This is a genomic window from Halobacillus sp. B29 (genome assembly GCF_052246755.1).
Classification (GTDB): domain Bacteria; phylum Bacillota; class Bacilli; order Bacillales; family Halobacillaceae; genus Halobacillus; species Halobacillus halophilus.
On record NZ_JBQQCM010000006.1, the window covers coordinates 164,509 to 188,508 of the forward strand.

The window sequence follows — 24,000 nt, forward strand, 5'->3', positions numbered from 1 at the left end:
CTTCAACTTATCCTTCCTCGCTTTACATGATATATCCCGCAAAGCTTGGACGATCACCTCTAGGAAGAGGCTAGTAGAGAGTTTAAATTTTCTTGATGCTATAATGGTTTTATGCTACATTTAATCTAGTGATTTGTACGTTCATAGGAGGTGTTGGCACAACATGGAAACACTCGCGATAACTTTATTGACTATTGATACAATAGCTTTAATTGTTCTAGTGCTGTTGCAATCAGGAAAAAGTGCCGGACTATCAGGAGCTATATCTGGTGGGGCGGAGCAATTGTTCGGTAAGCAAAAGGCTAGAGGAATTGATGCTGTATTGCATAAAGCTACAATCGTAACAGGTGTCTTATTTTTTGTCCTGGCTTTCTTGTCAGCCTATATTTTAGGTTAAAGAATGCGAAAGTAGAACCGCGCTGATCTCTTAGCGCGGTTTTTTTATTATGATCGATAAGTATTTACACGAAGAGTATAATTTGTCATATAAGCTCAAAAAAAGAACCTGAGAGGTAATTTTGGTAAGCTGAAAACAGCATTATAAGAATGAAAATTGGAAATAAGGAAATAGATGAAGTAAGGAGAGAATGACATGAAAATTAAACAGCCACAACCTTTTACGTTTGAAGAAGGAGAGCGCGCGGTATTATTACTACATGGTTTTACTGGACATTCCGCTGATGTCCGTATGCTCGGAAGATTTTTACAAAAGCATGGCTACACGAGTCACGGTCCGATATACCGAGGTCATGGAAAAGAATTGGAAGCTTTAATTGATGCAAGACCTGAAGAGTGGTGGACGGATGTAAAAGCTTCTTTGGACCATTTGCGAGAACTTGGTTATCAAAAAATAGCTGTGGCTGGTCTTTCTCTCGGAGGAGTGCTGGGGTTGAAGCTAGCCTATTCTGAGCCGATAAAAGGTTTAGTTACCATGTGCTCGCCTATGTTTTTTGACAACGAAAAGCAGTTGACACAGGGATTTGAAGCGAAAGCCCGGCAGTATAAGCAGCTTGAGGGTAAAGATCAGGAAACGATTAATAAAGAAGTAGACGAATTATTAAAAGAATCAGAAGAAATGTTTAAGCAATTAGGCGGATTTATTAACGAAGTTCATGATGAAGTGGATCAGATTTACACACCCACCTTTGTAGTACAAGCAGAAAAAGATGAAATGATTAACAAAGATAGCGCAAACTATATTTATGAACAAGTGGAATCCAACCAAAAAGATATAAAATGGTACAAGGACTCTGGCCATGTCATTACAATGGGGAAAGAAAAGGAACAGCTCCATGAGGATATTCTTGAATTTCTTGAATCATTGGACTGGTCCTAATCGCCAGAATCTTTGGACTTTACATTTAGAGGAGGTTATACAAATTGAGCACAGACTTAAAACAACAAATATTAACATTTTTTAAAGAAACGGCATCTAAACCATTATCTGTACAAGAATTAGAAGAAACGATGGAACTTGAAGAAACCAATGAATTCAAAGACCTCATGAAAGCGTTGAATGAGCTGGAGGAAGAAGGAGAACTTGTAAGAACCAGAAAGAACAGGTTCGGTCTTCCTGAGAAAATGAACCTTATTCGAGGCCGAATCCAGATGCATGCAAAAGGTTTTGCTTTTCTCATACCAGATGAAGAAGACAAAGATGATGTCTACCTTCATCATTCTGATCTTCATTCAGCCATGAACAATGACAAAGTAATGGTTCGAATTGAAAAAAGAGATGAGCAAGGAAATCGTCCAGAAGGCACTGTGATTCGTATATTAGAACGAGCAACTACACGAATAGTCGGAACGTACGAATCAAGCAGGAATTTCGGTTTTGTTATAGCCGATGATAAAAGGATCCCTAATGATATCTTTATTCCTAAAGGGCAGACAAATGGAGCCGCTGATGGCCATAAAGTGATTGTAAACATAACGAAATTTCCGGAAGAACGCATGAGTGCAGAAGGGGAAATCGTAGAAATACTCGGCCATAAGAATGACCCGGGGATTGATATCATCTCCATTATTCATAAACACGGAATTAAAGTGGATTTTCCAGATGAAGTTCTTAAGCAGGCTGGAGAAACACCAGATCAGATAAGTGAAGAGGAAATTAAGAACAGACGCGACCTTCGGGACGAAACAATCGTAACGATTGATGGTGCGGACGCTAAAGATCTGGACGATGCTGTGACAGTTAAGAAGCTTGATAATGGGAACTTTAAACTCGGTGTTCACATTGCGGACGTCACGTATTATGTGGGAGAAGGTTCTCCTATTGATAAAGAAGCTCGGGAGCGTGCTACAAGTGTTTATTTAGTAGACCGTGTGATCCCTATGATTCCGCACCGTCTTTCTAACGGAATTTGTTCTTTAAATCCGCAGGTAGACCGGCTTACCCTTTCCTGTGAAATGGAAATTAATAAGAGTGGTGACGTAGTAGAACACGAAATCTTTCAAAGTGTAATTAAAACCAATGAACGAATGACTTACAGAGACGTGAATAAAATTCTTGAGGACGAAGATGAAGAGCTGATTAAGAAATATGAAAACCTAGTGCCGATGTTCCGTAATATGGCTGCTTTGGCCAAAACTCTTCGTGGCAAACGTATGGATCGTGGTGCCATTGACTTCGACTTTAAAGAAGCAGGGGTCATTGTAGATGAAGAAGGAAAAGCTGTTGATGTTAAACTTCGGGAACGGTCAGTTGCGGAGCGCTTAATAGAAGAATTCATGCTTGCCGCTAACGAAACCATTGCAGAGCACTTCCACTGGATGGATGTTCCGTTCATTCATAGAATTCACCAGGACCCAGATGAAAGCAAGCTTCAAAACTTCTTTGAATTTGTAGCTAATCTTGGGTATGCAGTAAAAGGAACAGCAGATAATGTTCATCCTCAGGCCCTTCAAAAAGTTCTTGAAGAAGTTAAAGGTACACAGGAGGACATGATTATTTCAAAATTGATGCTGCGGTCCATGCAGCAGGCTAAATATGACCCTCAAAGCCTGGGCCATTTTGGTTTAGCTACGGATTACTACACTCATTTCACTTCGCCGATACGCCGTTATCCTGACTTAATTGTCCACCGTCTGATTCGCACGTATCTGGTGGAAGATAAGCTGGATTATAAAACCCGTAAACACTGGAAGGACCAGATGCCTGAAATAGCTAGACACTCTTCCGAAATGGAACGAGCAGCTGTAGATGCTGAGCGTGAAACGGACGATTTGAAGAAAGCAGAATTCATGCAGGATAAGGTTGGGGAAGAATATGAAGGTGTAATCAGCTCTGTAACAAGCTTTGGCATGTTTGTTGAACTACCTAATACAGTTGAGGGTCTCGTTCACGTGAGTACACTAACGGATGACTACTACCATTTCCATGAGAAACAATTTGCTATGATTGGTGAACGTACGGGCAACGTGTTTCGAATTGGGGATGAAGTAACCATTCGAGTAACCAATGTGAATCTTGACGAGCGTGTCGTTGACTTTGAAATTGATGGAATGAAGCCGAGAAAAGAACGTAAACGTCCTGCCCAGCCAAAACAGATTAATTCTAAAGGGCCGGATAAGAAAAATGAAAAGAAAAAGAACAAGCAAAAGGGTAATAAACCTTTTTATAGAAATAAAGGTGTACCGAAAAAAGGCAGCAAAAAAAAGAAGTAAAATAAAAACGCGCGAGTTGCTTCGCGCGTTTTTTCAGGCGTAATGGTATTCTATTTCCATTTGCCGTATAACATCCATGGTTTCTGAACGTCGTAAGGAGACAAATCCGGAATTTTTTTAAACCCTTCTGCTGAGAAATCAATCCAGCAGCCTGCGTTATTAGGATGCTGCTTCCAGTGATGAAGAATCGTTTCAAAGAAACCGGACTGGTTATAGTGATCGTCCCAGAAATATTTCACATGAGAATAATCAAATTTTTTTGTATCATTTTTTACGATTACAAATCGAGAGGCATCAGATTTTTGGTAAAAAGAAGAATCTTCAAGATGTTGATCAGTAAACAAGGCTTTATCATAAGGGAGCGGATAGTAGCATTCAAAAGGGAAAACATCGGGATCGTTTATCTCTATTGAATGGAGCAGCTCCTTTTTTTGTTGAAGGCTGGTAACCTCCTCCCAGACAGGGCCCGGCTTATAGTCGGTTAATTGCTCCGGGGATTTCAGGGTCAAGAAATGGAGCACAGGACCTTCTTCAAGCGATAATTTCTGTAGGACTCTTCTGGCGGCAAGGTTACGCAGGTGAGTATTTGCTCCTACCCAGGCTACTTGAGGATCTCGGAAAAGCTTGTCTACAATTGGCTGTAGGAGTTCGGTAGCATTTCCCTTCATCAGCATCCGCCGGTCGCTTCGTAAACGGCCCAACATGGCAAATTTACCGTTGCCAAATAGGCTATAGCCGCCTACTGCTAAGATTTTTCCCTCTTTAAAAAGACCGAAAATCTCATGGCTATCAGATTCTATTAGCCTTTCAAAGATTCGTATGACATAATCATCTTCAATTCCCGTATCCATGGCTTCAAGTGCCGGACGGTCTTTATGCGTTAAAGGCTGGACATTCATAACTTGTTCCATTCAGGAAACTCCTTTGTTGATCATTTTCCAGAATTATATTCTCATTAATATACTAAAAAGTCCATTAATTATGCTTCCGTCCAGAGCCGTGTTTGAATTGGAAACACCGGGGTTATTTGGTACAATAGATGCTGCGCACAAGAGGAGGAAAACGCTATGCCACGAGGAAATGGTAAGACAATTGCACAAAATAAGAAGGCACGTCATGATTTTTCGATTGAAGAAACTTTCGAGGCTGGGATCGTTCTGCAAGGAACGGAAATCAAGTCTATACGTAATGGACGTGTGAATTTAAAAGACAGCTTTGCCCGTATTAACAATGGCGAAGTATTCTTGCATAATCTGCATATATCACCTTATGAGCAGGGAAATATCTACAATCACGATCCCACACGTATGAGAAAGTTACTGTTGCATCGAAAACAGATTAATCAATTAATTGGTCAAACCCAGCAGAAAGGTTATTCACTCGTTCCTTTGAAAATGTATATTAAAAATGGAGTAGCGAAAGTATTGATTGGGTTAGGTAGAGGTAAGAAAAAATATGACAAACGTGAGGATCTGAAGCGTAAGCAGCAAAAACGTGAAATTGATCGTGCGATTAAAGATAGTCTGAAATAGACACTTCCCTTGAAAAATGCTATAATTATGCTATAATAATAATTGTCGTTAAACGCGATGATCATTTTAGAGCTTGATGCTCTATCCTTTAATCCTAACGGGGACGTTACGGATTCGACGGGGATAGGTCGAGCTCGGGTTGCGAGTCGAGGTGACGTCTCGTTAAACGTCATTTGCCTAAATATAACTGGCGAATCTAACGATAACCTAGCTGTAGCTGCATAAGCAGTCTATAGCTGATCCTTCCTGGCATTGCCCGTGTGGCAGATGAAGGGTCTCAAACTGAAACGGGCTACGCGTTTTTCCTCCGCCTGAGGAAAAACGAAGAGACTAATCAGGCTAGCTCCTCGGAAGCCTGTTGATAGGCTGAAGAGGAAGCGAATCATAATATATCAACTACGCTTGTAGAAGCCCGAGTGCCGATATCTCCGGACGTGGGTTCGACTCCCACCGTCTCCACCAATACATAATTGGTGGTTTTTTTGTTCTTATATTAAATTTTAAAAAAGGCTAAAGTCTATTGGATAGACTTTAGCCTTTTTTAAATATAATAATTTAGGCTTTCCATCCTTTACTATCCATTGCATAAGATTTACTTGAATACTATTTTTCGGGAAATAAAAGCTTTCAATGTTATACGACAAATAGTATTAATAAAGTGAAAATTAAGAAAAATATTGACAACGCTTTCACATTCAAGTAACTTTATAACTAACAAGTTAACGTTGTGACGGAGACATGGAGACTCACACTGAGCTAGTACATCCTTTGGGATACGTACGCCTTTCAGTGTGAGTCTTTTTTTTCAGAACACCCGTTACCTTGTCATCTTGAATTAAAGAAGGAGAGTGGAGTAACATGTCGGAATTCCTGGCGGAACTAATTGGCACCATGATTCTGATTATTTTTGGTGGAGGTGTGGTCGGTGGTGTGGTACTGAAAAATTCTAAGGCTGAAGGGGCAGGCTGGGTCGTTATAACGATTGGGTGGGGACTTGCTGTAGCGATGGGAGTTTACGCTGTCGGCAGTTTTACAGGAGCCCACATTAACCCGGCAGTAACTCTAGGGTTTGCTGCTGTAGGAGAATTCCCATGGAGTAAAGTGCCGGTATATATTACAGCTCAAATGATCGGTGCTTTTATTGGTGCAGTTATTGTATTTTTGAACTACCTTCCTCACTGGAGAGACACGGAAGATCAGGGAGCAAAGCTTGCTGTTTTCTCAACTGATCCTGCTGTGCGCAGTCCATTTTCCAATTTAGTAAGTGAGATGATTGGTACCTTCGTTCTGTTGATGGGGCTTATGTTTATCGGTGCGAACGAATTCACAGAAGGACTAAATCCATTAATTGTAGGATTACTAATTGTAGCAATAGGAATGTCCCTGGGAGGTGCGACAGGATATGCTATTAATCCTGCTCGAGATCTTGGTCCGAGAATTGCTCATGCTCTTCTGCCCATCCCCAAAAAAGGAAGCTCCGATTGGGGTTACGCTTGGATTCCTGTAGTTGGTCCTATTTTAGGTGGAATTTACGGAGCAGTATTTTATCGCGCCATGTTCTTAGAAGAATTTACAGGTCTGTTCTGGGGACTCAGTGTATTCGTAGCCATTATATTAGTAGGGGCTGCGTTCTCTGAATTGAAAAAAGAGCATACAGTAGCCGAGCAAGTAGAAGAAAAAATAAGCTAAAGTTGAAGGAGAGATTAGGATGACAAACAAGTATATCTTATCAATTGACCAGGGAACGACAAGTTCCCGGGCTATATTATTCAATGAAGCAGGAACAATTGTCGAAACCGCGCAAAAGGAATTTGAGCAGTTTTTTCCAAAGCCAGGCTGGGTGGAACATGATGCTAATGAAATATGGACTTCCGTTCTGGCCTGTATGGCGGATGTATTAAGAAAGTCTGATGTTGAGCCCGACCAAATTGCGGGAATAGGTATAACCAACCAGCGTGAAACGGCAGTGGTCTGGGATAAACACACGGGCAAACCAGTTTATAAAGCGATTGTATGGCAGTCTAGACAAACAGAGGATATTTGTAAAGAGTTAAGGGCTCAGGGTCATAATGATCTCTTCAGAGATAAGACCGGCCTTTTATTAGATCCTTATTTCTCAGGCACCAAAGTGAAATGGATTCTGGATCATGTGGATGGCGCACGTGAAAAAGCTGAGAATGGGGATTTAATGTTCGGCACAATCGATACGTGGCTTGTCTACAAATTATCGGGTGGACAAACGCATATAACAGATTACTCTAATGCTTCCCGTACGCTCATGTTTAATATATATGACTTGAAGTGGGACGAAGAGCTTCTGGATATTTTAGGCGTTCCAAAGAGCATGCTGCCGGAAGTGAAACCTTCCTCAGAAGTTTATGCAAAAACAGTCGATTATCATTTCTTTGGTCATCAAGTTCCGATTGCAGGAATTGCAGGCGACCAGCAAGCCGCTCTCTTTGGACAAGCTTGCTTTGAAAAAGGAATGGCAAAGAATACGTACGGGACAGGATGCTTTATGCTTATGAACACAGGCGAAGAAGGAGTGAAGTCAGAGCATGGACTTCTCACGACGTTGGCCTGGGGAATCGATGGCAAAGTGGAATACGCTCTTGAAGGTAGTATTTTTGTAGCTGGTTCAGCGATTCAATGGCTGCGGGACGGGTTAAAATTGATTGAAAGTGCTCCTCAAACAGAAGATCTGGCAGTGTCTGTCGATTCTACTGACGGGGTTTATCTTGTACCTGCTTTCGTAGGACTTGGTACACCTTACTGGGATAGTGATGCACGTGGGGCGGTCTTTGGATTAACACGTGGAACGTCCAAGGCTCACTTTGTTCGTGCGACTTTAGAGTCACTTGCTTATCAGACAAAGGATGTACTGGATGCGATGATTGCGGATTCGGGAATTAACTTGAAAACTCTTCGAGTTGACGGTGGAGCTGTGAAAAATGATTTCTTAATGCAGTTTCAAAGTGACATTCTTGGAGTTCCTGTGGAGCGCCCTGAGGTCCAGGAGACGACAGCCCTGGGAGCGGCTTATCTCGCAGGTCTAGCCGTGGGGTATTGGGAAAATAAAGAAGGTATTCAAAAGCAATGGAAAAATGAACGCACATTTACTGGAGACATGGAACAAGATAAACAAGACGAGCTTTATAACGGTTGGAAGAAAGCAGTAGCCGCAACAAGAGAGTACAAGTAGTCATCTGGACAGGTTTTTCTATGGAGAAGGACCTGTCCATTATGTGATTTATACGATAGTTCAATCCAGGGAGGAAGAGCATGATGAAAAAAATAATCAATGACTCGAATCAGGTCGTAACAGAAATGCTGGATGGAATTGTAGCTGCCTATCCGAATGATGTAAGACGAGTACAGGATACGACAGTGTTAGTTAGAAAAGATGCACCCGTAAAAAATAAAGTAGGTATTGTAAGCGGTGGAGGAAGCGGTCATGAACCGGCTCATGCGGGTTACATTGGTCAGGGAATGCTGGATGCAGCTGTAGCGGGAGAAGTGTTTACATCACCGACCCCGGATCAGGTATTGGAAGGGATAAAAGCAGTCGACGGTGGTGCCGGAGTTTTTCTTGTCATTAAGAACTATACCGGTGATGTTATGAATTTTGAAATGGCGGCAGAGCTTGCGGAAGCAGAAGGCATCAAAGTGGAGAAAGTCGTTGTTAATGATGATGTGGCGGTAGAAGACAGCTCATTTACCTCAGGGCGCCGCGGAATTGCCGGGACCGTATTTGTCCATAAATTAGTAGGGGCTAAAGCTGAGGCAGGGGCTTCACTGGAAGAAATAAAAGCCACGGCTGACAAGGCAGTAGCTAATGTGCGTTCTATGGGTGTGGCTCTTAAGCCGCCTGTAATGCCGGCCTCGGGTAAGCCAAATTTTGAGCTTAATGAAGATGAATTGGAAATTGGAGTAGGTATTCATGGCGAGCCAGGTACTGAAAGAAAAGCGGTTAGCTCAGCAAATGATATTGCTGTAGAATTGACGGACTTAGTACTTGAGGATTTAGGTTTTACCGGTTCAGATGAGGTAGCGGTTATGATCAATGGACTGGGAGCCTCTCCCGAAATGGAACTTTATATCGTTAATCGAAAAGTACAAGATCATCTGCATGATAAAGGAATAAACGTTTATAAGACATACGTGGGGAATTACATGACCTCGCTTGAGATGGCAGGCTGTTCGGTCACCTTATTAAAAGTAGACCAAGAATTAAAAGAACTGCTAAATGAACCGTCTAAGGCACCAGCATTTAAAGTGTAAAAGGGAGGTATTCACATGAAGTTGGAAGTCAGCCATGCTCTAGACTGGATTCACAAAATTAACGAAAAAATTCAGGACAATAAAGATGAACTAACCTCACTGGATCAGGCTATTGGTGATGGAGACCATGGGATTAACATGTCCCGTGGCTTTCAAGAAGCAGTAAATAAAATATCTGGAGAAGAGTATTCAAATGTATCCGGAGTCTGGAAAGACGTCGCCACCACACTGATGTCTAAAGTCGGCGGAGCTTCCGGTCCCTTATATGGCACCGTATTCTTAAAAATGTCGACTGCAGTAAAAGGTGTAGAAAACGTTGATTTTCAAACATTCTCTTCAGCGCTGAAGGAGGCCGTAGCTGGAATTAAACAGCGTGGAAAAGCAGAAGCCGGAGAAAAAACTATGCTCGATGTGTGGGAACCTTTGGCAGGCAAAATGAGTGAAGTCCAGGATTTTGATCGTCAGCTTATCCTTGATACCGCACAATCCACCATGGAATCAACTAAAGATCTTGTAGCAACAAAAGGACGGGCCGCTTATTTAAAAGAACGGTCAAAGGGTCATATAGATCCAGGAGCCATGTCCTCATACTATGTATTTGAAGCTCTTGCAGACTGTATAAAAGGAGACGAATAAAGCCATGGAACATGTTGGAATTGTACTGGTTTCCCACAGTGAAAAAGCTGCTGAGGGAATTTGTGAATTTTTACAGCAGGTAGTGGGGGAGATCCCTGTGGAAGCAGCCGGGGGTCTGGAAGGTGGAGAAATTGGTACCAACTTCGAGCGGATACAAACGGCTATTCAAAACATACACAATGAAAAAGGAATAATTGTTTTTTATGATATTGGAAGTGCTCAAATGAATGCTGAGATGGCGATTGAGACACTTGGGTTTGAGAACGTTCACCTTGCTTCTGCCCCGATATTGGAAGGAGCTTATCTTGCTGCAGTGGAATCCAGTATAGGGAAAAGTGTGGAAGAGATCTTTGTTTCACTAAATAAAGAATTTAACTAGAGGCACTCAAGCCAGGCAGGGAAGTAATCCCTGCCTGGCTTGAAAGTTTAATTGAGAAATTTCTCGAGCTTGTCCATTTACCTTCTCTCCAACGGAAGAGTCATGCAGCGGATTCCTCCTCCTCCTTTTTCTAATTCGGAAATCTCTATTTCAATTAGATTCTTTCTACGCAGATCAGGAAATTGATGAATAATCTTTTTGTTCAGTTGTTTGCTTACAAGTATAGTCTCCGGGTTAAGGGTAAGAAAATTAATGTCAGGAACAGTATTTTTAACTTTATCTGTCCAGATTACTGTAAATCCATGACGTTCAATGAATTCATGAAACATACAGTAACGGCTTTGGCCGTCCAGAACTTCAATGGGAAAATAGCGCAGATAATTCTTAGTTAGAAGCAGTCGTTCACCTGCTACATTACAATTCATATCTAAATGGAGTGTATCGGACCTGCGCGGCAAGTCGATGACGCCGATTTCTGAAAAACCTGCTCTTCTGATTTGACTTTGTATATCATCCATAGATTCCATACTGGTCCGGAGACCGGCGTTAATTAAAACAGCATCTTCGCTTAATACAATGACATCTCCATATTCCAAAGAATTCCACTTATTATTTGCTTGCAGCGGAAATGTACGTTCATCCCACCACTTTTGAAATACACTATGGCTATGGACGTATTCAGGTTTTCTCATTGATGTGCCGGCTTTACCGGGAAGAAGGGTACGACCAAATGCACAAGCTAAATCCCGGACAAAGATTCGGCTGATTAGCTGTTGATTAAAGTATCGGTCCTCCGGTGATAAGTATTCTGAATAATCGATAACCTGGACGCCTTCTTGTTTCATTGATTCAACCAGCGTTTCGAATTGGTGAACTATTTTTGCTGGATCAAAAGGTTCCAGCCATTGAACGTTTTCAGCCGTTTGTTGATCAGCGATCTCTAATACAGACGGCGAACAGACCACTACCGTCTTTAATTCATCATATTCATTCCAACAGTGTATAGGCAGCTTCATGGTCGGTGACTCCTTTATATATCTCTTTATACTATTTCCCTCCTTTGAATTATCATTCCCTGGTGGGAGGAGATGGCTTAATTCCACTGAAAGGGCATTTCGAAAGAGAAGAATTATCGTCTTTTAAAAAATATTGCTTCCATTCGAGATTATCGTCCTCTCCGTACCATTTTAAATCTGGGTGGATGGGAGCATTATCGTAATTTTTCAGGCGCGTGCGAATAATATTTTTTAACTTTCGACCTTGAGAGGTCTTACTATTGATCTCATCAAATACAAAGCGGGGCTGAAAAGCAAGAAGTAAATAAGGAAAAAAACGACTTTTTCTATTTAGATGTGCTGGAGTTGCACAAAAAACAAAGTAAGGTTCTCCGTGAAAACAGAATTCCCAAGCGCTTTGAGCAGGATCTAAAGGGATGTGTTCAGGCCATGACTTTTCGTCATAAGCATGAATATTATTTAAGACCTTCCAAAAGAGCTCCTGATAGCACTCTATATCCCCTTGTCGTTTTTGTGTGTTGAAGAATAGAACAAGGGATGCGTATCTTCCAGTGCCTCTTGAAACTTCACTGTATTGTCTTAAATACTCAGCTGCTTGCTTGTGTGCATGAGGTGAGTCAGGACTATCTGCAAAACCAAAGCGCAGGGAGTCAGAGTTAAACCCCTGTTTACCTGGGACACAAGGGTAGAGGTGTTCTTTATCATTCATCATGGTAGAAAAATCTTTAAAGGCACTTTGTTTCCACGAGTCTAAAAGAGGCACATGTTCCTCTATCCAGGTTTTCGTTAATAATTTCACTTGCAGGCCCTCCTTACAGTAGGTTACAAGTAGCATATTTAAGGAGCGGAGGAAGTGTGTTTGTCTAGAGAAGATGAAAAAAGCTGGAGTGTGAGAAATCAGCCTCCAGCTTTCTTGCTATTATTAATGAGTTTGTGGTGGAGCCGGCTGATAGCTTTGAAGCATTTGGTTCATATCCTGCTGGTTTAATTGAGGGACTTGATAGTATCCATTTTTATTTTGATAAAGGAATATTTCATAACTCATTTCAATAAAATTAGGGACACTGTCAGAAATGACACGACGAAGAACAGGATTTGTCATTTCCAGTGCTGTCATGGTTAGTAGAGAAGCTAACGATTTAGTCTGGCCCAGCATATAAGCAGATAAGCCCTGATCAGAAAGCTCATTAACGGACTGGTTAGGCTTTTTAGGCTGCCCAGGTTTAAGACCATACACGGCATTGTTGTTCTGTTGCATCTTATATTGCTGGGTCGGCATCTTTGGATCCTGTCCAGTTTGAAAGCTTTGTACAACACTATTGTACATCTGGGTAACGAAAGTGGATTGACGGTGTAATATGTCTTTTAATTCCTGATCTTGAATGTGCTGATCATACATCTGATATTGATCCAGCATGCTGATCACCCCAGCTATCACCTCGTGAGCGTCGAACAATTCATGACCGCCATGATTTTGATTCTGATTCGGGGCCATATTAGGCTGCATAGCCTGATTTGATTGAGTTTGGTTTTGAGATTGCATGACTTTTCCTCCAGTTAAAAAATAAAGTAGGTTTCACCTTTAAGGATGCCCCTTGATAAATAAACCATGTACATAAAAGCTAAATAGCTGAACACTTATCCTGATCGTCATTAAATATTCGAAATTGTTTGCGTTTTCATATAGACTTTCCTGTTTGAAATGATAAAATCTAAGAGGAGCCTAAATAAAGGAGTTAATTTTTTATGAAATTATGGGGCAGAAAAATATTTGTTATATTAATATCCGTACTTACGTTAGGTTTATATATACCTCCTACAGAACTTGCTGCTGAGTCAGCAGAAAAAGAAATGACTTCTGAAGATTCTAGTGAAGAAAAAGAGTTACCTCTATCTATTGAGGCGACAGCTCTTACTGAAGCAATTTCTAAGGAATCAGAAAAGCAGGATGAAGATCCGATTGATATTATTATGGCCCAGGCAAAAGAACAAACGATTACAAAAATGGGACCTAAAATACTTGATAAAATAGATGCTGAAATGACGGAAGAAATTCTTCCTAAAATCGAAGAAGTCGTGGAGATGCTTCTTTCAAAAGCTGATGACCAAGTTCCCTATTATGAAATAACAGAGCAGCTTACTCCGGGATATGGAGAGAAAATTTTTAACTTATATAATCATCGAACCGATGAAGAAGAGGCCCGCTTCCACGTCCGTCGTGATAAACGGCCTGGTGAAGGATACTGGTTCAATTTTCATTATCACTTAAGCGAGGACAACTTTACCAAACACCACTTTATTGGAGAAATTTACTGGGAGAAAAATACTCCTCCTAAATGGATGTCATAAGAGATAGTCAAACGGCCCTTTCTACAGGGTCGTTTTTTATCGTTATTCCGCATTCAATTCCCTCTTTCAGCGATGTATCGAAGACCATCGGAAAGGGGCAGTTAAATGTCTACCCCTTTCTCTCGGAAAATGGGATTGTCTAAATTGTTATTCTCGTCGCCACAGGGGTACAAACGTAAACTTGAATGTACTGAAGGAAGTCCTAAGAATTCTTTCAACCGTCGGTGCGACGGGGTTAGCCTAATCATCCGAACGTACCGTTAGAATTGTGTTCTTAGGAATCTCTCCCTTTAAGGAGTGTCAGCGAGTAAGTTGGATTAGTTCAACTGGTATATTCGCTGCCTGCATTAGAAGAGGACAAGTTTGCTTCCTTTGACTGAGTGCTCTATTCCAGAGTGACGACTTGAACCTTTACTCATGAATGATTATCCAAAGGGGTTTATTATCTACTATGAGCAAATCTTTTTTCAATGACTGGGGATTACCATAAAGTAAGCAGAGTACAACATTTTTAAAATAGGGAGTGACTTATAATGAAAGCTTTACTGCTTCGTGGAGACAGCCACTGGAAAGATATGAAGGTTGAAAATGTGGAGCCACCCAAACCAGGCCGAGGGGAGGTGTTAATTGAAGTGTACGCTGCCGGTTTAAATCCCGTTGATTATAAAACAGCCAGTAATGGACATCCAGATTGGTCTTATCCTCATATCCTGGGCTTGGACTCTGCAGGGATCATTAGAGAACTTGGAGAAGGTGTAACGGACTGGGCGATTGGAGATCCTGTCGTGTATCACGGAGATTTAACTAGAGATGGGGCTTTTGCTGAGTTTAATATAACAACTGCCCATACAATTTCTCGTATTCCAGATGGGATATCATTCGAAAATGCGGCAGCTCTGCCCACCGCTGGGTATACGGCCTTCCAGGCGCTCCACCGTAAACTTCCTTTTGATCAAATTGATACACTTCTAATTCATGCCGGAGCTGGAGGAGTTGGAGGTTTTGGTATCCAGCTTGCTAAAGCGGCTGGAAAAACAGTGATTTCTACAGCCTCATCCCATAATCACGACCATGTGCTTCATTTAGGTGCAGATTTCGTAATTGATTACAAGAATGAAGATGTAAAAGCTAAAGTGATGAATATTACGGAAGGACGGGGTGTAGATGCTGTCGTAGATACAGTAAGCAGCCAGAACGCAACTGATTCTCTTGACTATTTAGTTCATATGGGGCACTTGGTTTATATCGCAGGAGCACCTGATTTTTCTAAAGTTAAACCATTTACTCAGGTAATTTCCTATCATGAAATAGCTCTTGGCGCTATTCATAAGGCAGACGTGCAATCACAAGAAGATTTGAGCAGAATGGGAGACTCTATGCTTGCTATGGTTAGGCATGGAAAGTTGGAGACCATGCTTTCAGAAATTGTGGACTTGGAGGGCGTGCCTGAAGCGCTGGAACGTTTAGCTGGGCGACATGTATCAGGGAAAATTGTTGCCAAGTTAAAGTGATTAAGAAAGACTGACCTTTTAAAATAGGTTAGTCTTTTTTTAGCTTATGGTAGTTTATTACGCCCAATGGCACATCGAAAACCGATTGCAACGTTCATAAATCCTCTCATTATGGTAATAAAGATAACACCATGTGATGAAGGAGGAGAAGAACAGAAGGGTTGGACGTGCACTGTATCTTCCTCGATGTCTGTCAGCCGGATAAGATTGGTCAAGTGAAAGATCAAATTATAGAACAAGATGGAAAAATTGACGTACTTATAAACAATGCGGGGATTTTTCCAGATAAGAAAAGCTCCATATTGGAAATTGATACCGTCACATTCGAAGGTATCCACCTGACCAATTATTTTGGACCTTATTTTATGATAAGTATTGTTATGCCAGTTATGATATAGAATAATTATGGACGCATTGTTAACCTTGCAGCAGAAATGGGTGTTAACAAGGCGATGGATGCGCCCATGCCAGAAGCTTATAAAGCTTCTAAATATGGGCTGAATGGACGGACTAGATTATTTGCAGGGGCAGCAAGAAGAAAAAATATAAAAGTTAACTCAGTGAGCCCGGGCTGGGTTAAAACAGAGCTAGGGGGAGATAAAGCTAAGCGAGAACCGGAGCAGGCAGTGGAAGGGATTCTTTGGCTTGCTCAATTAGAAGAAGACGGACCTAATGGGAAGTTTTTCAGGGATCGTGAGGAACTGGAGTTTTAAAGGAGTATAATAATGAAAAGGATTCAGTCCACAGACTGAATCCTTTTAGTTAGTCAGAGTCTTCACCAATGATTCGAACTTCTCTCTCTAAATCTACGCCAAATTTATCCTTCACAGTTCGTTGGACGTGTTCGATTAAAGAAATATAATCCGTAGTGGAAGCATTATTTTTATTAACAATAAATCCAGCGTGTTTCGTTGAAACCTCAGCTCCGCCGATATTCGTTCCTTGAAGTTTACTATCCTGAATTAGCTTGCCGGCAAAATATCCAGGCGGACGCTTGAATACACTGCCGCACGAAGGATATTCAAGGGGCTGTTTGGATTCCCTTTTAAACGTTAAATCATCCATAGTAGCTTTAATATCCTCATAAGATGCAGGCTTTAAGTTGAAAGTGGCTTCGAGTACAATGTCTCCATTCTCAGGAATGTTACTCGTACGATAATCAAGCTTCAATTCGGAAGCCAGTCTTTTCACAAGGTTACCTTCTTTATCTACTACATATGCATAATCCAGGACATCCTTAATTTCACCGCCGTAGGCTCCTGCATTCATATACAATGCACCACCAACCGTCCCCGGTATACCACAGGCAAACTCAAGTCCTGAAAGGCTTTGCTTTAAGGCGTGCCTGGAGGCGTCAATAATCCTTGCACCGCTCTGGGCGACCACGGTATTGCCTTCAGAGGATATATCGTTTAAGTGTTTTAAATTAATAACAATTCCACGAATCCCTCCATCTTTAATAATCAGGTTGGAACCGTTCCCAAGCAGAGTGAAAGGAATATTATCTTCGTTGGATAGCTTGACTACGTTCTGAACTTCTTGAAAAGTAGTCGGAGTAATGAAAAAATCAGCTTTGCCTCCAAGTTTCGTATATAAGTGGTCTTTTAACCTCTCATTAACCTTCACGTTGTCTTTTTTAACAAGCTTTAATAATTTATTATAGATTTTTTCTTTAGTTTCCATGAACACCAGTCCCATTTAAAGTTGTTTTTCTATAATTCTGCCTTAAATCCCTTAAATAAATTGAAGGGTTAAAGGATAAACTTATCTACACATAGTTTATGTCAATTGGGTAAAAAGTTTACAAAGTCATTTACGTTCCGTATTTCCCACATGCTCCTTATTTTATCATACTTTGAGAATGAAATTTGTAACGAATTTCCGAAGAATGTGTGCAGATTTTGATGGTTTACCAAATTATTCATCAAATGTGGAGTTGCCCAAAAAAGAAAGCGCTTTATATTAAAAGAAAGTTTTATATTTTCAGAAAAGTCATTGCCTTTACTCATCCTAGTTAGTATCATCATAATAAGTTGTTTCAAAAATCGACAAACAAAAAGATAAGGGGTGCAGGAGATGGATCAATCCAAAAAAGATCTAAGAATTAATAGTAAAGTCATCAGTGAAGGAGTTAATCGTGTCCCTAACCGTTCTATGCTTAGAGCTGTAGGTTTTACGGACGAGGACTTCAAAAAGCCGATGATTGGAATTGCCAGTACATGGAGTGAGGTTACGCCTTGCAACGTACATATTGATCGGCTGGCTCGCGAAGCCAAAGATGGCGCCCGTGATAATGGCGGAGCTCCTATGATTTTTAACACGATTACGGTTTCCGATGGAATTGCTATGGGACATGAAGGAATGTTCTACTCTCTTCCAAGCCGTGAAGTTATTGCAGATTCAATTGAAACTGTGACGAATGCTGAACGTCTCGACGGTATTGTGGCGATTGGAGGATGTGATAAAACCACGCCTGGATGTTTAATGTCCATAGGACGTATGAATATTCCTTCTGTCTATGTATATGGAGGGACTATTCAACCAGGTAAGCTGAATGGGGAGGATATTGATATCGTATCTTCTTTTGAAGCAGTTGGTAAGTATCATGAAGGTCAGATTAATGATGAAGAACTTCATAAGGTAGAGTGTAATGCGTGCCCAGGTGCAGGTGCATGCGGAGGAATGTACACTGCCAATACAATGGCTTCGGCTGTAGAGGCTCTTGGAATGAGTATCCCTGGTTCTTCTTCAACACCCGCAGTGAATGATTATAAAGAACAAGAGTGTAAACAAGCTGGAGAATTAGTGGTAGATCTTTTAGAAAAGGGAATTTATCCTAGAGATATTATGACGAAAGAAGCATTCGAAAATGCGATTACAGTTGTAATGGCTTTAGGAGGATCCACGAATGCTTTCCTACACCTGCTTGCGATGGCTCATTCGGCGGGAGTCGATTTGACGCTGGATGATTTTGAAAGAGTACGCCAGGAGGTCCCTCATATAGCTGATATGAAACCAAGTGGAAAATATGTCATGCAGGACCTTTATGAAAGTGGTGGCGTTCCAGCCGTTATGAAGCTTCTACATGAAAACGGACTCTTGAATGGAGATTGTCTCACAGTTACAGGCAAAACTGTGGCTGAAAACCTCGCAGAAGCTCCAGCATTAAAAGAAGGTCAGAAAGTAATTCTTCCGTTGGATAAACCGATTAAACCAAACGGGCCGCTTGTAGTTCTCAAAGGAAACCTTGCACCTGAAGGGGCGGTCGCGAAAATGTCTGGTCAAAAGATCAGCCGATTTGAAGGACCTGCTCGGGTTTATGATAGTGAAGCAGAAGCTACACAGGCTATCGTAGATGACGAAATTAAAGAGGGAGACGTGCTCGTCATCCGAAATGTTGGTCCTAGAGGCGGTCCAGGAATGCCTGAAATGCTATCCATTACAGCTATGATTGTTGGAAAAGGACTTGGAGGTAAAGTGGCCTTGCTTACAGATGGACGTTTCTCAGGGGGATCACATGGTTTCGTGATTGGACACGTAGCTCCGGAAGCTGCCCTTGGAGGACCTATTGGTATTCTGAAGGAAGGAGATACGATTACCATCGACAGTGACGTGCAGCAAATTAACTTTGATGTTTCTGAGGAAGAATTTAAACGCAGAAAAGAAGAATGGCAAAAACCTGCGCTAAAATATAAAACAGGTATCTTAGCGAAATATGCTAAATTAGTGTCTTCTTCAGCAAAAGGAGCAGTAACAGACGCAGACTTAGAATAATATTTTTTTGAAAGGGCGGCTTTGTAAGCTGCCCTTTTTTATAATATTTGCCACTGTTAAAAGTTGGTGTTAATACTTGCTAAAAGACATATTAAGCAATAGGGCCGGTTACTTGAAGACTCAGTTTCGAGATAATTTGGGTCCGTTACGATATTTGGAGAAGGGCTTGTGGGGAAATAGCTCACTTTCCTATGGGGGAACGGTGAGCTTCCTTGCTCGTTTCACTCCCTGCGGGATCTCACCTAGTTCCTTCTCCCATGGGAGTCTCGCCATTTCCCCACAAGCCCAAGTTTATTGGGAATAACGGTCCCTTTGGAAAGAGAGGAATTTTTCTTCCTTAACCTCCCTGAAATGCTTATATAACAGGCTATCCCGCATAGTTCAGCTTGAATAAAGTGTATACGCCCATGTGGTTATTTTTCTTCAAGTGGGTGAAGGATAAAGCCGTTTCGAGTGTCTGATTTTTCCAGGTCCGGAGGGGAACGGGGGAGACTCCTGTGGGATAAACATGATCGGTGAGACCCCGGAAAGCTTTAGCTTGAGGAGGCTCAGCACATGCCCACGGAAAGCGAGTCGTTCCCCGCAGGACCTAACTCTCTCACGAGATATCTCGAAACTGAGTCTTCAACAAACGGGAGCTTTTCTTTAATTATTAACCCTGAGATTTTACAGAGCAATGATAAGGAGGAAGTGAGATAAAATGACTAAAATAGGATTGATCCGTCATGGAAGTACACCTTGGAATAAAGAAAAACGTGCTCAGGGAAAGTCGGACATACCTTTAAACCAAGAAGGAATAAGTGATGCTGAAAAGCTTGCGGAGCGTTTATATACAGAAGTATGGGAAGTGTTATACACAAGTCCATTAAAGAGAGCTGCTCAAACGGCACAGATTATTTCCAATCGGCTGGGCTTGGAAATCTGTTATGATATCCGCCTGCAGGAGGTGGACGGCGGTCTAATTGAAGGAACAACCGAGGAAGAAAGAATTGAAAAATGGGGAAGCGGCTGGCGGGAGCTAGACCTGGGAATTGAGAAAAAAGAAAGAATTAAGGAACGAGGGATGTCTGTCATTAATGAGCTGGTGAAAAAAAATATCGGGAAAAATATTTTAGTGGTTAGTCATGGTGCTTTAATCAGTCATTTAGTAAGCGAACTTGATCCTGTGAAAATACGTAAAGAACATATGAAAAACACTTCCATCACAGAAGTTACATTAGAACAAGGTCAGTGGTCTTGTGAATTGTTTAATTGTACAAAGCATTTAGAGATCTAAAAAAGAACGGCTCTACTTTCGAGCCGCTCTTTTTTTGTTATTCATGAGAGTAGTTTAAATCCCAAATGATTCCGTAGTGATCTTTTACTTTTGCAAAAGTAGCATTCCAAAATGTGTCTTGTAGTTCCATAAGTACTGTACCTTTTTCTTTCAGACGATCATAAAGAGTCTGGATCTCATCCTTATTTTCAAGTTCAAGAGCCAGGGAAATATTATTTCCTATAGTTACGGAGTTTTCACGAAAAGAATCTGAAACCATAAAGGAAAAGCTTTCCTTCTGAAAATGTGCATGCATGATGCGGTTTTCCATACCTTCAGGTGTTTCAAAATCAGCATCCCCAAAGGTTTGTCTGGCAGTAACTTCTCCTTGAAAGACCTGAGTGTAATAGTCCAAAGCTTCTGCAGCGTCACCATTAAAGGTAAAGTATGGGGTGACTTGATATTTCATATGATCCCTCCTATGTGAAGTGTTCAATCTGTTTTAACTATAATTGATATAAAGCTTGGAAGTCACTCTTTTTTTTCAATAGTTCCAGTGGATGTGCTTAAAGCCAATGAGTGCGGTTTCTTTTTTATAATAACGTGGTAGAAGAATAGAAGAATGGATAAAGGAGATGAGTATAATGGACAAATTGGTGAGCCTTGGGAAATCAGGTTTATCTGTCAATCCAATAGGATTGGGCACCAACGCTGTAGGCGGTCATAACATATATCCGAATCTTGATGAAGAAGCTGGAAAAGATGTGGTGCGTACGGCGCTTGAGAACAATATGAACTTCTTAGATACAGCTTTCATTTATGGCCCTAAGCGTTCTGAGGAATTAGTTGGTCAAGTCATCAAAGAGCAGGGAAATCGTGAAGAGGTCGTACTAGCTACTAAAGGTGCACATGAATTTAAAGGAGAAGAGGTGGTTTTCAACAACTCGCCTTCTTTTCTAAAAAAGGCTGTGGAAGAAAGTTTGGATCGTCTTCAGACGGACTACATTGATTTATTTTATATACATTTTCCAGATGATCATACACCAAAAGATGAAGCTGTGGGGGCTTTGAAAGAAATGAAGGATCAAGGTAAAATTCGTTCCATAGGAGTATCGAACTTTTCAGTCGATCAGTTGAAAGAAGCGGATAAAGACGGATATGTTGACGTAATTCAGGGAGAATACAATCTGTTGAAACGAGAAGCAGAAAAGGAGATGCTTCCTTACACAGCCGAGAATGGAATTTCCTTTGTGCCTTATTTCCCATTTGCTTCTGGTCTGCTAACAGGGAAATATAACGAACATACAACATTCGATGATTTTCGTGCTAAAAATTCATTGTTCCAGGGCGAACAATATAGGAAGAATTTGCAGAAAGTCGATCACCTGAAAGAAATAGCACATTCTAAAAATGTAGAGGTTGCAAACCTCGTGCTAGCCTGGTATTTAAATCAGGACTCGATTGATGCTGTGATACCAGGTGCTAAGAAAATAGACCAAGTAACAAACAACTTAAAGACACTGGATGTAGAACTATCTAAAGACGAAGTAAAGCAAATACACGAAATTTTTGCTTAGTAAAAAGCCTGCCACCCGTGGCAGGCTTTTTAGGCTGTTGAAAAATATAGAGGTTTATATAGCCAATGAATCCCATTATTCCCCGGTTTTTGAGGGGGGATACATATTACATCATCTGCCTATTTGGATAAAATTTTCAAAAAACTGTTGCAAAACAACTCGTTACACCGTAAACTGTATCATAACAGTTAAAGGTTAGCGAAGCTGTTATATAAAAAAGGAGGAATTTAATTATGAAAAAGAAAAATCAAACGGTTTCTGTTCCATGTCCGCAATGTGGTGCTGAAGTGAAAGGTCATCATTATACTTACATGATGGAATGCGATCGGTGTCTATCTAAGAAAGCTGAATAAAATATGCCACCACTGTTATATAACAATTGGTTGTTTATATAACAGATATATAACAAAAGGGGGGTTCGAAATGGAAACAAAGTTATCTGGAATCAAGGTGGAAGGCAATCTTGAAACAGGTTTTGAAGAAATAGTAAACCAAGAAGCTCTGGCTTTTCTAGAATCTTTACATCGACACTTCGAAGAGAGACGAAAGCAATTATTAGAAAATAGGGAAGAAATTCAATCAAGGTTAGATCGCGGGGAAAAGCCACGTTTTCTTAAAGAAACAGAACGTATCCGCCAAGGTAACTGGCAGATAAGTGATCTGCCAAAAGATTTAAAAGATCGAAGGGTAGAAATTACCGGTCCTGTCGATCGTAAGATGGTCATTAATGGTCTGAATTCCGGTGCAAAAGTATTTATGGCAGACTTTGAGGATGCCAACTCTCCCACCTGGTCGAATACGATTCACGGGCAGATTAACTTGCGTGACGCGATTCAGAAAACCATTACTTTTCAAAATGAAAAAGGAAAATTGTATCAACTGGGCGAACAGACTGCTGTACTTATGGTACGACCCAGAGGCTGGCACTTGGAGGAAAAGCACTTAACCTATCAAAATAAAGCGATTTCTGGAAGCTTGGTTGACTTCGGTTTGTTTTTCTTCCACAACGCTAAACAGCTTATAAAGAACGGTTCGGGTCCATACTTTTATTTGCCTAAACTGGAGAACCATAAGGAAGCGCGATTATGGAACGATATTTTTGTTTACGCTCAGAACTACATGAACATTCCTCAAGGCACTATCAGAGCAACGGTATTATTGGAAACGATCCTCGCCGCTTATGAAATGGATGAAATATTGTATGAATTAAAGGAACACTCGGCAGGTCTTAACTGCGGACGCTGGGATTATATCTTCAGTTTTTTAAAGAAATTCCGGCATGATCCATCGATGATACTTCCGGACCGTTCAGAAGTAACGATGACCGTTCCATTTATGCGTGCTTATTCGCTATTGACCATTCAAACTTGTCATAAACGTGGCGCTCCTGCGATCGGGGGTATGGCAGCTCAAATACCAGTAAAAAAGGATCCAGCTAAGAATGAAGCTGCTTTTCAAAAAGTAATAGCTGATAAGAAACGAGAAGTCCAGGACGGTCACGATGGGACCTGGGTGGCTCATCCTGGAATGGTTCAGGCGGCCATGGACGTATTTAATGAGGGAATGCCGGAACCCAACCAAATCAGTAAAACGAAAGAGAAGATTACAGTTTCAGCAGCTGACTTACTGGAAGTTCCTCAAGGGGAAATTACGGAAAAGGGATTACGCACAAATATTAATGTGGGGATTCAGTACATTGCCTCATGGCTCGCTGGCACAGGAGCTGCGCCGATTCATCATTTGATGGAAGACGCTGCAACAGCTGAAATATCAAGGGCTCAAGTTTGGCAGTGGATTCGTCATCCAAAAGGTGCATTGAATGAGGAACGTCCTATTACGTTTGAACTTTACGATAAGTTAAGAGAAGAAGAAATGGAGGCTATCCGGCAAGAAGTAGGGGAGGATTTTTTCAATAAAAGGCCCTATAAAGAAGCTGAAGAACTATTCGATACCTTAATTAGAAATGATGAGTTTGAAGAATTTTTAACCATTAGAGCCTATGAGCAGTTATCTTGAGGGGG

Annotated in this window: 21 protein-coding genes, 1 other RNA gene and 1 pseudogene; 17 read left to right on the forward strand and 6 right to left on the reverse strand. The window is 41.1% G+C overall.

Going from position 1 to position 24,000, the window contains the following annotated elements:
- Window positions 1-163: 163 nt before the first annotated feature.
- The 3 genes from secG to rnr all read left to right on the forward strand — a co-directional run bounded on the left by secG (window position 164) and on the right by rnr (window position 3,669).
- A complete protein-coding gene (gene secG / locus ACTWP7_RS09815) occupies window positions 164-397 on the forward strand; it encodes a preprotein translocase subunit SecG (RefSeq protein WP_014644223.1) in 234 nt (77 codons plus the stop codon).
- A 195-nt stretch (window positions 398-592) separates the two neighbouring features.
- A complete protein-coding gene (locus tag ACTWP7_RS09820; protein WP_443123037.1) occupies window positions 593-1,336 on the forward strand; it encodes an alpha/beta hydrolase in 744 nt (247 codons plus the stop codon).
- 44 nt (window positions 1,337-1,380) lie between these two features.
- Window positions 1,381-3,669, forward strand: a complete 2,289-nt coding sequence (rnr, locus tag ACTWP7_RS09825; protein ID WP_443123038.1) for a ribonuclease R — start codon at window positions 1,381-1,383, stop codon at window positions 3,667-3,669.
- Window positions 3,670-3,719: 50 nt separating this feature from the next.
- Here rnr and ACTWP7_RS09830 read toward each other — a convergent pair whose 3' ends face one another.
- Window positions 3,720-4,580: a GNAT family N-acetyltransferase gene (locus tag ACTWP7_RS09830; protein WP_443123039.1), complete on the reverse strand. Its 861-nt coding sequence runs from the start codon at window positions 4,578-4,580 to the stop codon at window positions 3,720-3,722.
- Window positions 4,581-4,736: 156 nt separating this feature from the next.
- Between ACTWP7_RS09830 and smpB the strand changes: the two genes are divergently transcribed.
- The 7 genes from smpB to dhaM all read left to right on the forward strand — a co-directional run bounded on the left by smpB (window position 4,737) and on the right by dhaM (window position 10,497).
- Entirely contained in the window at window positions 4,737-5,201 is a 465-nt protein-coding gene (gene smpB / locus ACTWP7_RS09835; protein ID WP_224894197.1) for an SsrA-binding protein SmpB, read from the forward strand.
- Between the two features lie 99 nt (window positions 5,202-5,300).
- Window positions 5,301-5,663: a transfer-messenger RNA gene (gene ssrA / locus ACTWP7_RS09840) on the forward strand.
- A gap of 396 nt (window positions 5,664-6,059) precedes the next feature.
- Window positions 6,060-6,890: an MIP/aquaporin family protein gene (locus ACTWP7_RS09845; protein ID WP_443123040.1), complete on the forward strand. Its 831-nt coding sequence runs from the start codon at window positions 6,060-6,062 to the stop codon at window positions 6,888-6,890.
- 19 nt (window positions 6,891-6,909) lie between these two features.
- Complete coding sequence (glpK, locus tag ACTWP7_RS09850; protein ID WP_014644217.1) at window positions 6,910-8,403, forward strand: glycerol kinase GlpK; 1,494 nt, start codon at window positions 6,910-6,912, stop codon at window positions 8,401-8,403.
- 83 nt (window positions 8,404-8,486) lie between these two features.
- Complete coding sequence (gene dhaK, locus ACTWP7_RS09855) at window positions 8,487-9,482, forward strand: dihydroxyacetone kinase subunit DhaK (RefSeq protein ID WP_443123041.1); 996 nt, start codon at window positions 8,487-8,489, stop codon at window positions 9,480-9,482.
- A 15-nt stretch (window positions 9,483-9,497) separates the two neighbouring features.
- A complete protein-coding gene (gene dhaL / locus ACTWP7_RS09860) occupies window positions 9,498-10,118 on the forward strand; it encodes a dihydroxyacetone kinase subunit DhaL (RefSeq protein WP_443123042.1) in 621 nt (206 codons plus the stop codon).
- A 4-nt stretch (window positions 10,119-10,122) separates the two neighbouring features.
- Window positions 10,123-10,497 carry a dihydroxyacetone kinase phosphoryl donor subunit DhaM gene (dhaM, locus tag ACTWP7_RS09865; protein WP_443123043.1) on the forward strand — a complete coding sequence of 125 codons (375 nt, stop codon included), beginning with the start codon at window positions 10,123-10,125 and terminating at the stop codon, window positions 10,495-10,497.
- A gap of 77 nt (window positions 10,498-10,574) precedes the next feature.
- Here dhaM and ACTWP7_RS09870 read toward each other — a convergent pair whose 3' ends face one another.
- The 3 genes from ACTWP7_RS09870 to ACTWP7_RS09880 form a co-directional block, all read right to left on the reverse strand.
- Window positions 10,575-11,513, reverse strand: coding sequence for an arginine deiminase family protein (locus tag ACTWP7_RS09870; RefSeq protein ID WP_443123044.1), 939 nt, complete (start codon window positions 11,511-11,513; stop codon window positions 10,575-10,577).
- Between the two features lie 52 nt (window positions 11,514-11,565).
- Complete coding sequence (locus tag ACTWP7_RS09875; protein WP_443123045.1) at window positions 11,566-12,222, reverse strand: YqcI/YcgG family protein; 657 nt, start codon at window positions 12,220-12,222, stop codon at window positions 11,566-11,568.
- Window positions 12,223-12,435: 213 nt separating this feature from the next.
- A complete protein-coding gene (locus ACTWP7_RS09880; RefSeq protein WP_443123046.1) occupies window positions 12,436-13,056 on the reverse strand; it encodes a spore coat protein in 621 nt (206 codons plus the stop codon).
- Window positions 13,057-13,259: 203 nt separating this feature from the next.
- Between ACTWP7_RS09880 and ACTWP7_RS09885 the strand changes: the two genes are divergently transcribed.
- The 3 genes and pseudogenes from ACTWP7_RS09885 to ACTWP7_RS09895 all read left to right on the forward strand — a co-directional run bounded on the left by ACTWP7_RS09885 (window position 13,260) and on the right by ACTWP7_RS09895 (window position 16,086).
- On the forward strand, window positions 13,260-13,862 hold the full coding sequence (locus ACTWP7_RS09885) for a YpjP family protein (RefSeq protein ID WP_443123047.1): 603 nt from the start codon (window positions 13,260-13,262) through the stop codon (window positions 13,860-13,862).
- A 533-nt stretch (window positions 13,863-14,395) separates the two neighbouring features.
- Entirely contained in the window at window positions 14,396-15,373 is a 978-nt protein-coding gene (locus tag ACTWP7_RS09890; RefSeq protein ID WP_443123048.1) for a zinc-binding dehydrogenase, read from the forward strand.
- A gap of 167 nt (window positions 15,374-15,540) precedes the next feature.
- Window positions 15,541-16,086, forward strand: a pseudogene (locus ACTWP7_RS09895) (SDR family NAD(P)-dependent oxidoreductase).
- A 49-nt stretch (window positions 16,087-16,135) separates the two neighbouring features.
- Here the strand turns inward: ACTWP7_RS09895 and murB are convergent.
- On the reverse strand, window positions 16,136-17,056 hold the full coding sequence (gene murB / locus ACTWP7_RS09900; protein WP_443123049.1) for a UDP-N-acetylmuramate dehydrogenase: 921 nt from the start codon (window positions 17,054-17,056) through the stop codon (window positions 16,136-16,138).
- Between the two features lie 393 nt (window positions 17,057-17,449).
- Between murB and ilvD the strand changes: the two genes are divergently transcribed.
- Complete coding sequence (ilvD, locus tag ACTWP7_RS09905; protein ID WP_443123050.1) at window positions 17,450-19,147, forward strand: dihydroxy-acid dehydratase; 1,698 nt, start codon at window positions 17,450-17,452, stop codon at window positions 19,145-19,147.
- Between the two features lie 700 nt (window positions 19,148-19,847).
- A complete protein-coding gene (locus ACTWP7_RS09910) occupies window positions 19,848-20,423 on the forward strand; it encodes a histidine phosphatase family protein (protein ID WP_443123051.1) in 576 nt (191 codons plus the stop codon).
- Window positions 20,424-20,460: 37 nt separating this feature from the next.
- On the opposite strand, the gene ACTWP7_RS09915 is transcribed toward ACTWP7_RS09910, so the two are convergent.
- Window positions 20,461-20,871, reverse strand: a complete 411-nt coding sequence (locus tag ACTWP7_RS09915) for a VOC family protein (RefSeq protein WP_443123052.1) — start codon at window positions 20,869-20,871, stop codon at window positions 20,461-20,463.
- 175 nt (window positions 20,872-21,046) lie between these two features.
- On the opposite strand from ACTWP7_RS09915, the gene ACTWP7_RS09920 reads away from it, so the two are divergent.
- Together ACTWP7_RS09920 and aceB are read left to right on the forward strand one after the other, a co-directional pair.
- Window positions 21,047-21,979, forward strand: a complete 933-nt coding sequence (locus ACTWP7_RS09920; protein WP_443123053.1) for an aldo/keto reductase — start codon at window positions 21,047-21,049, stop codon at window positions 21,977-21,979.
- 423 nt (window positions 21,980-22,402) lie between these two features.
- Window positions 22,403-23,995, forward strand: a complete 1,593-nt coding sequence (gene aceB / locus ACTWP7_RS09925) for a malate synthase A (protein WP_443123054.1) — start codon at window positions 22,403-22,405, stop codon at window positions 23,993-23,995.
- The last annotated feature ends 5 nt before the right edge of the window (window positions 23,996-24,000 follow it).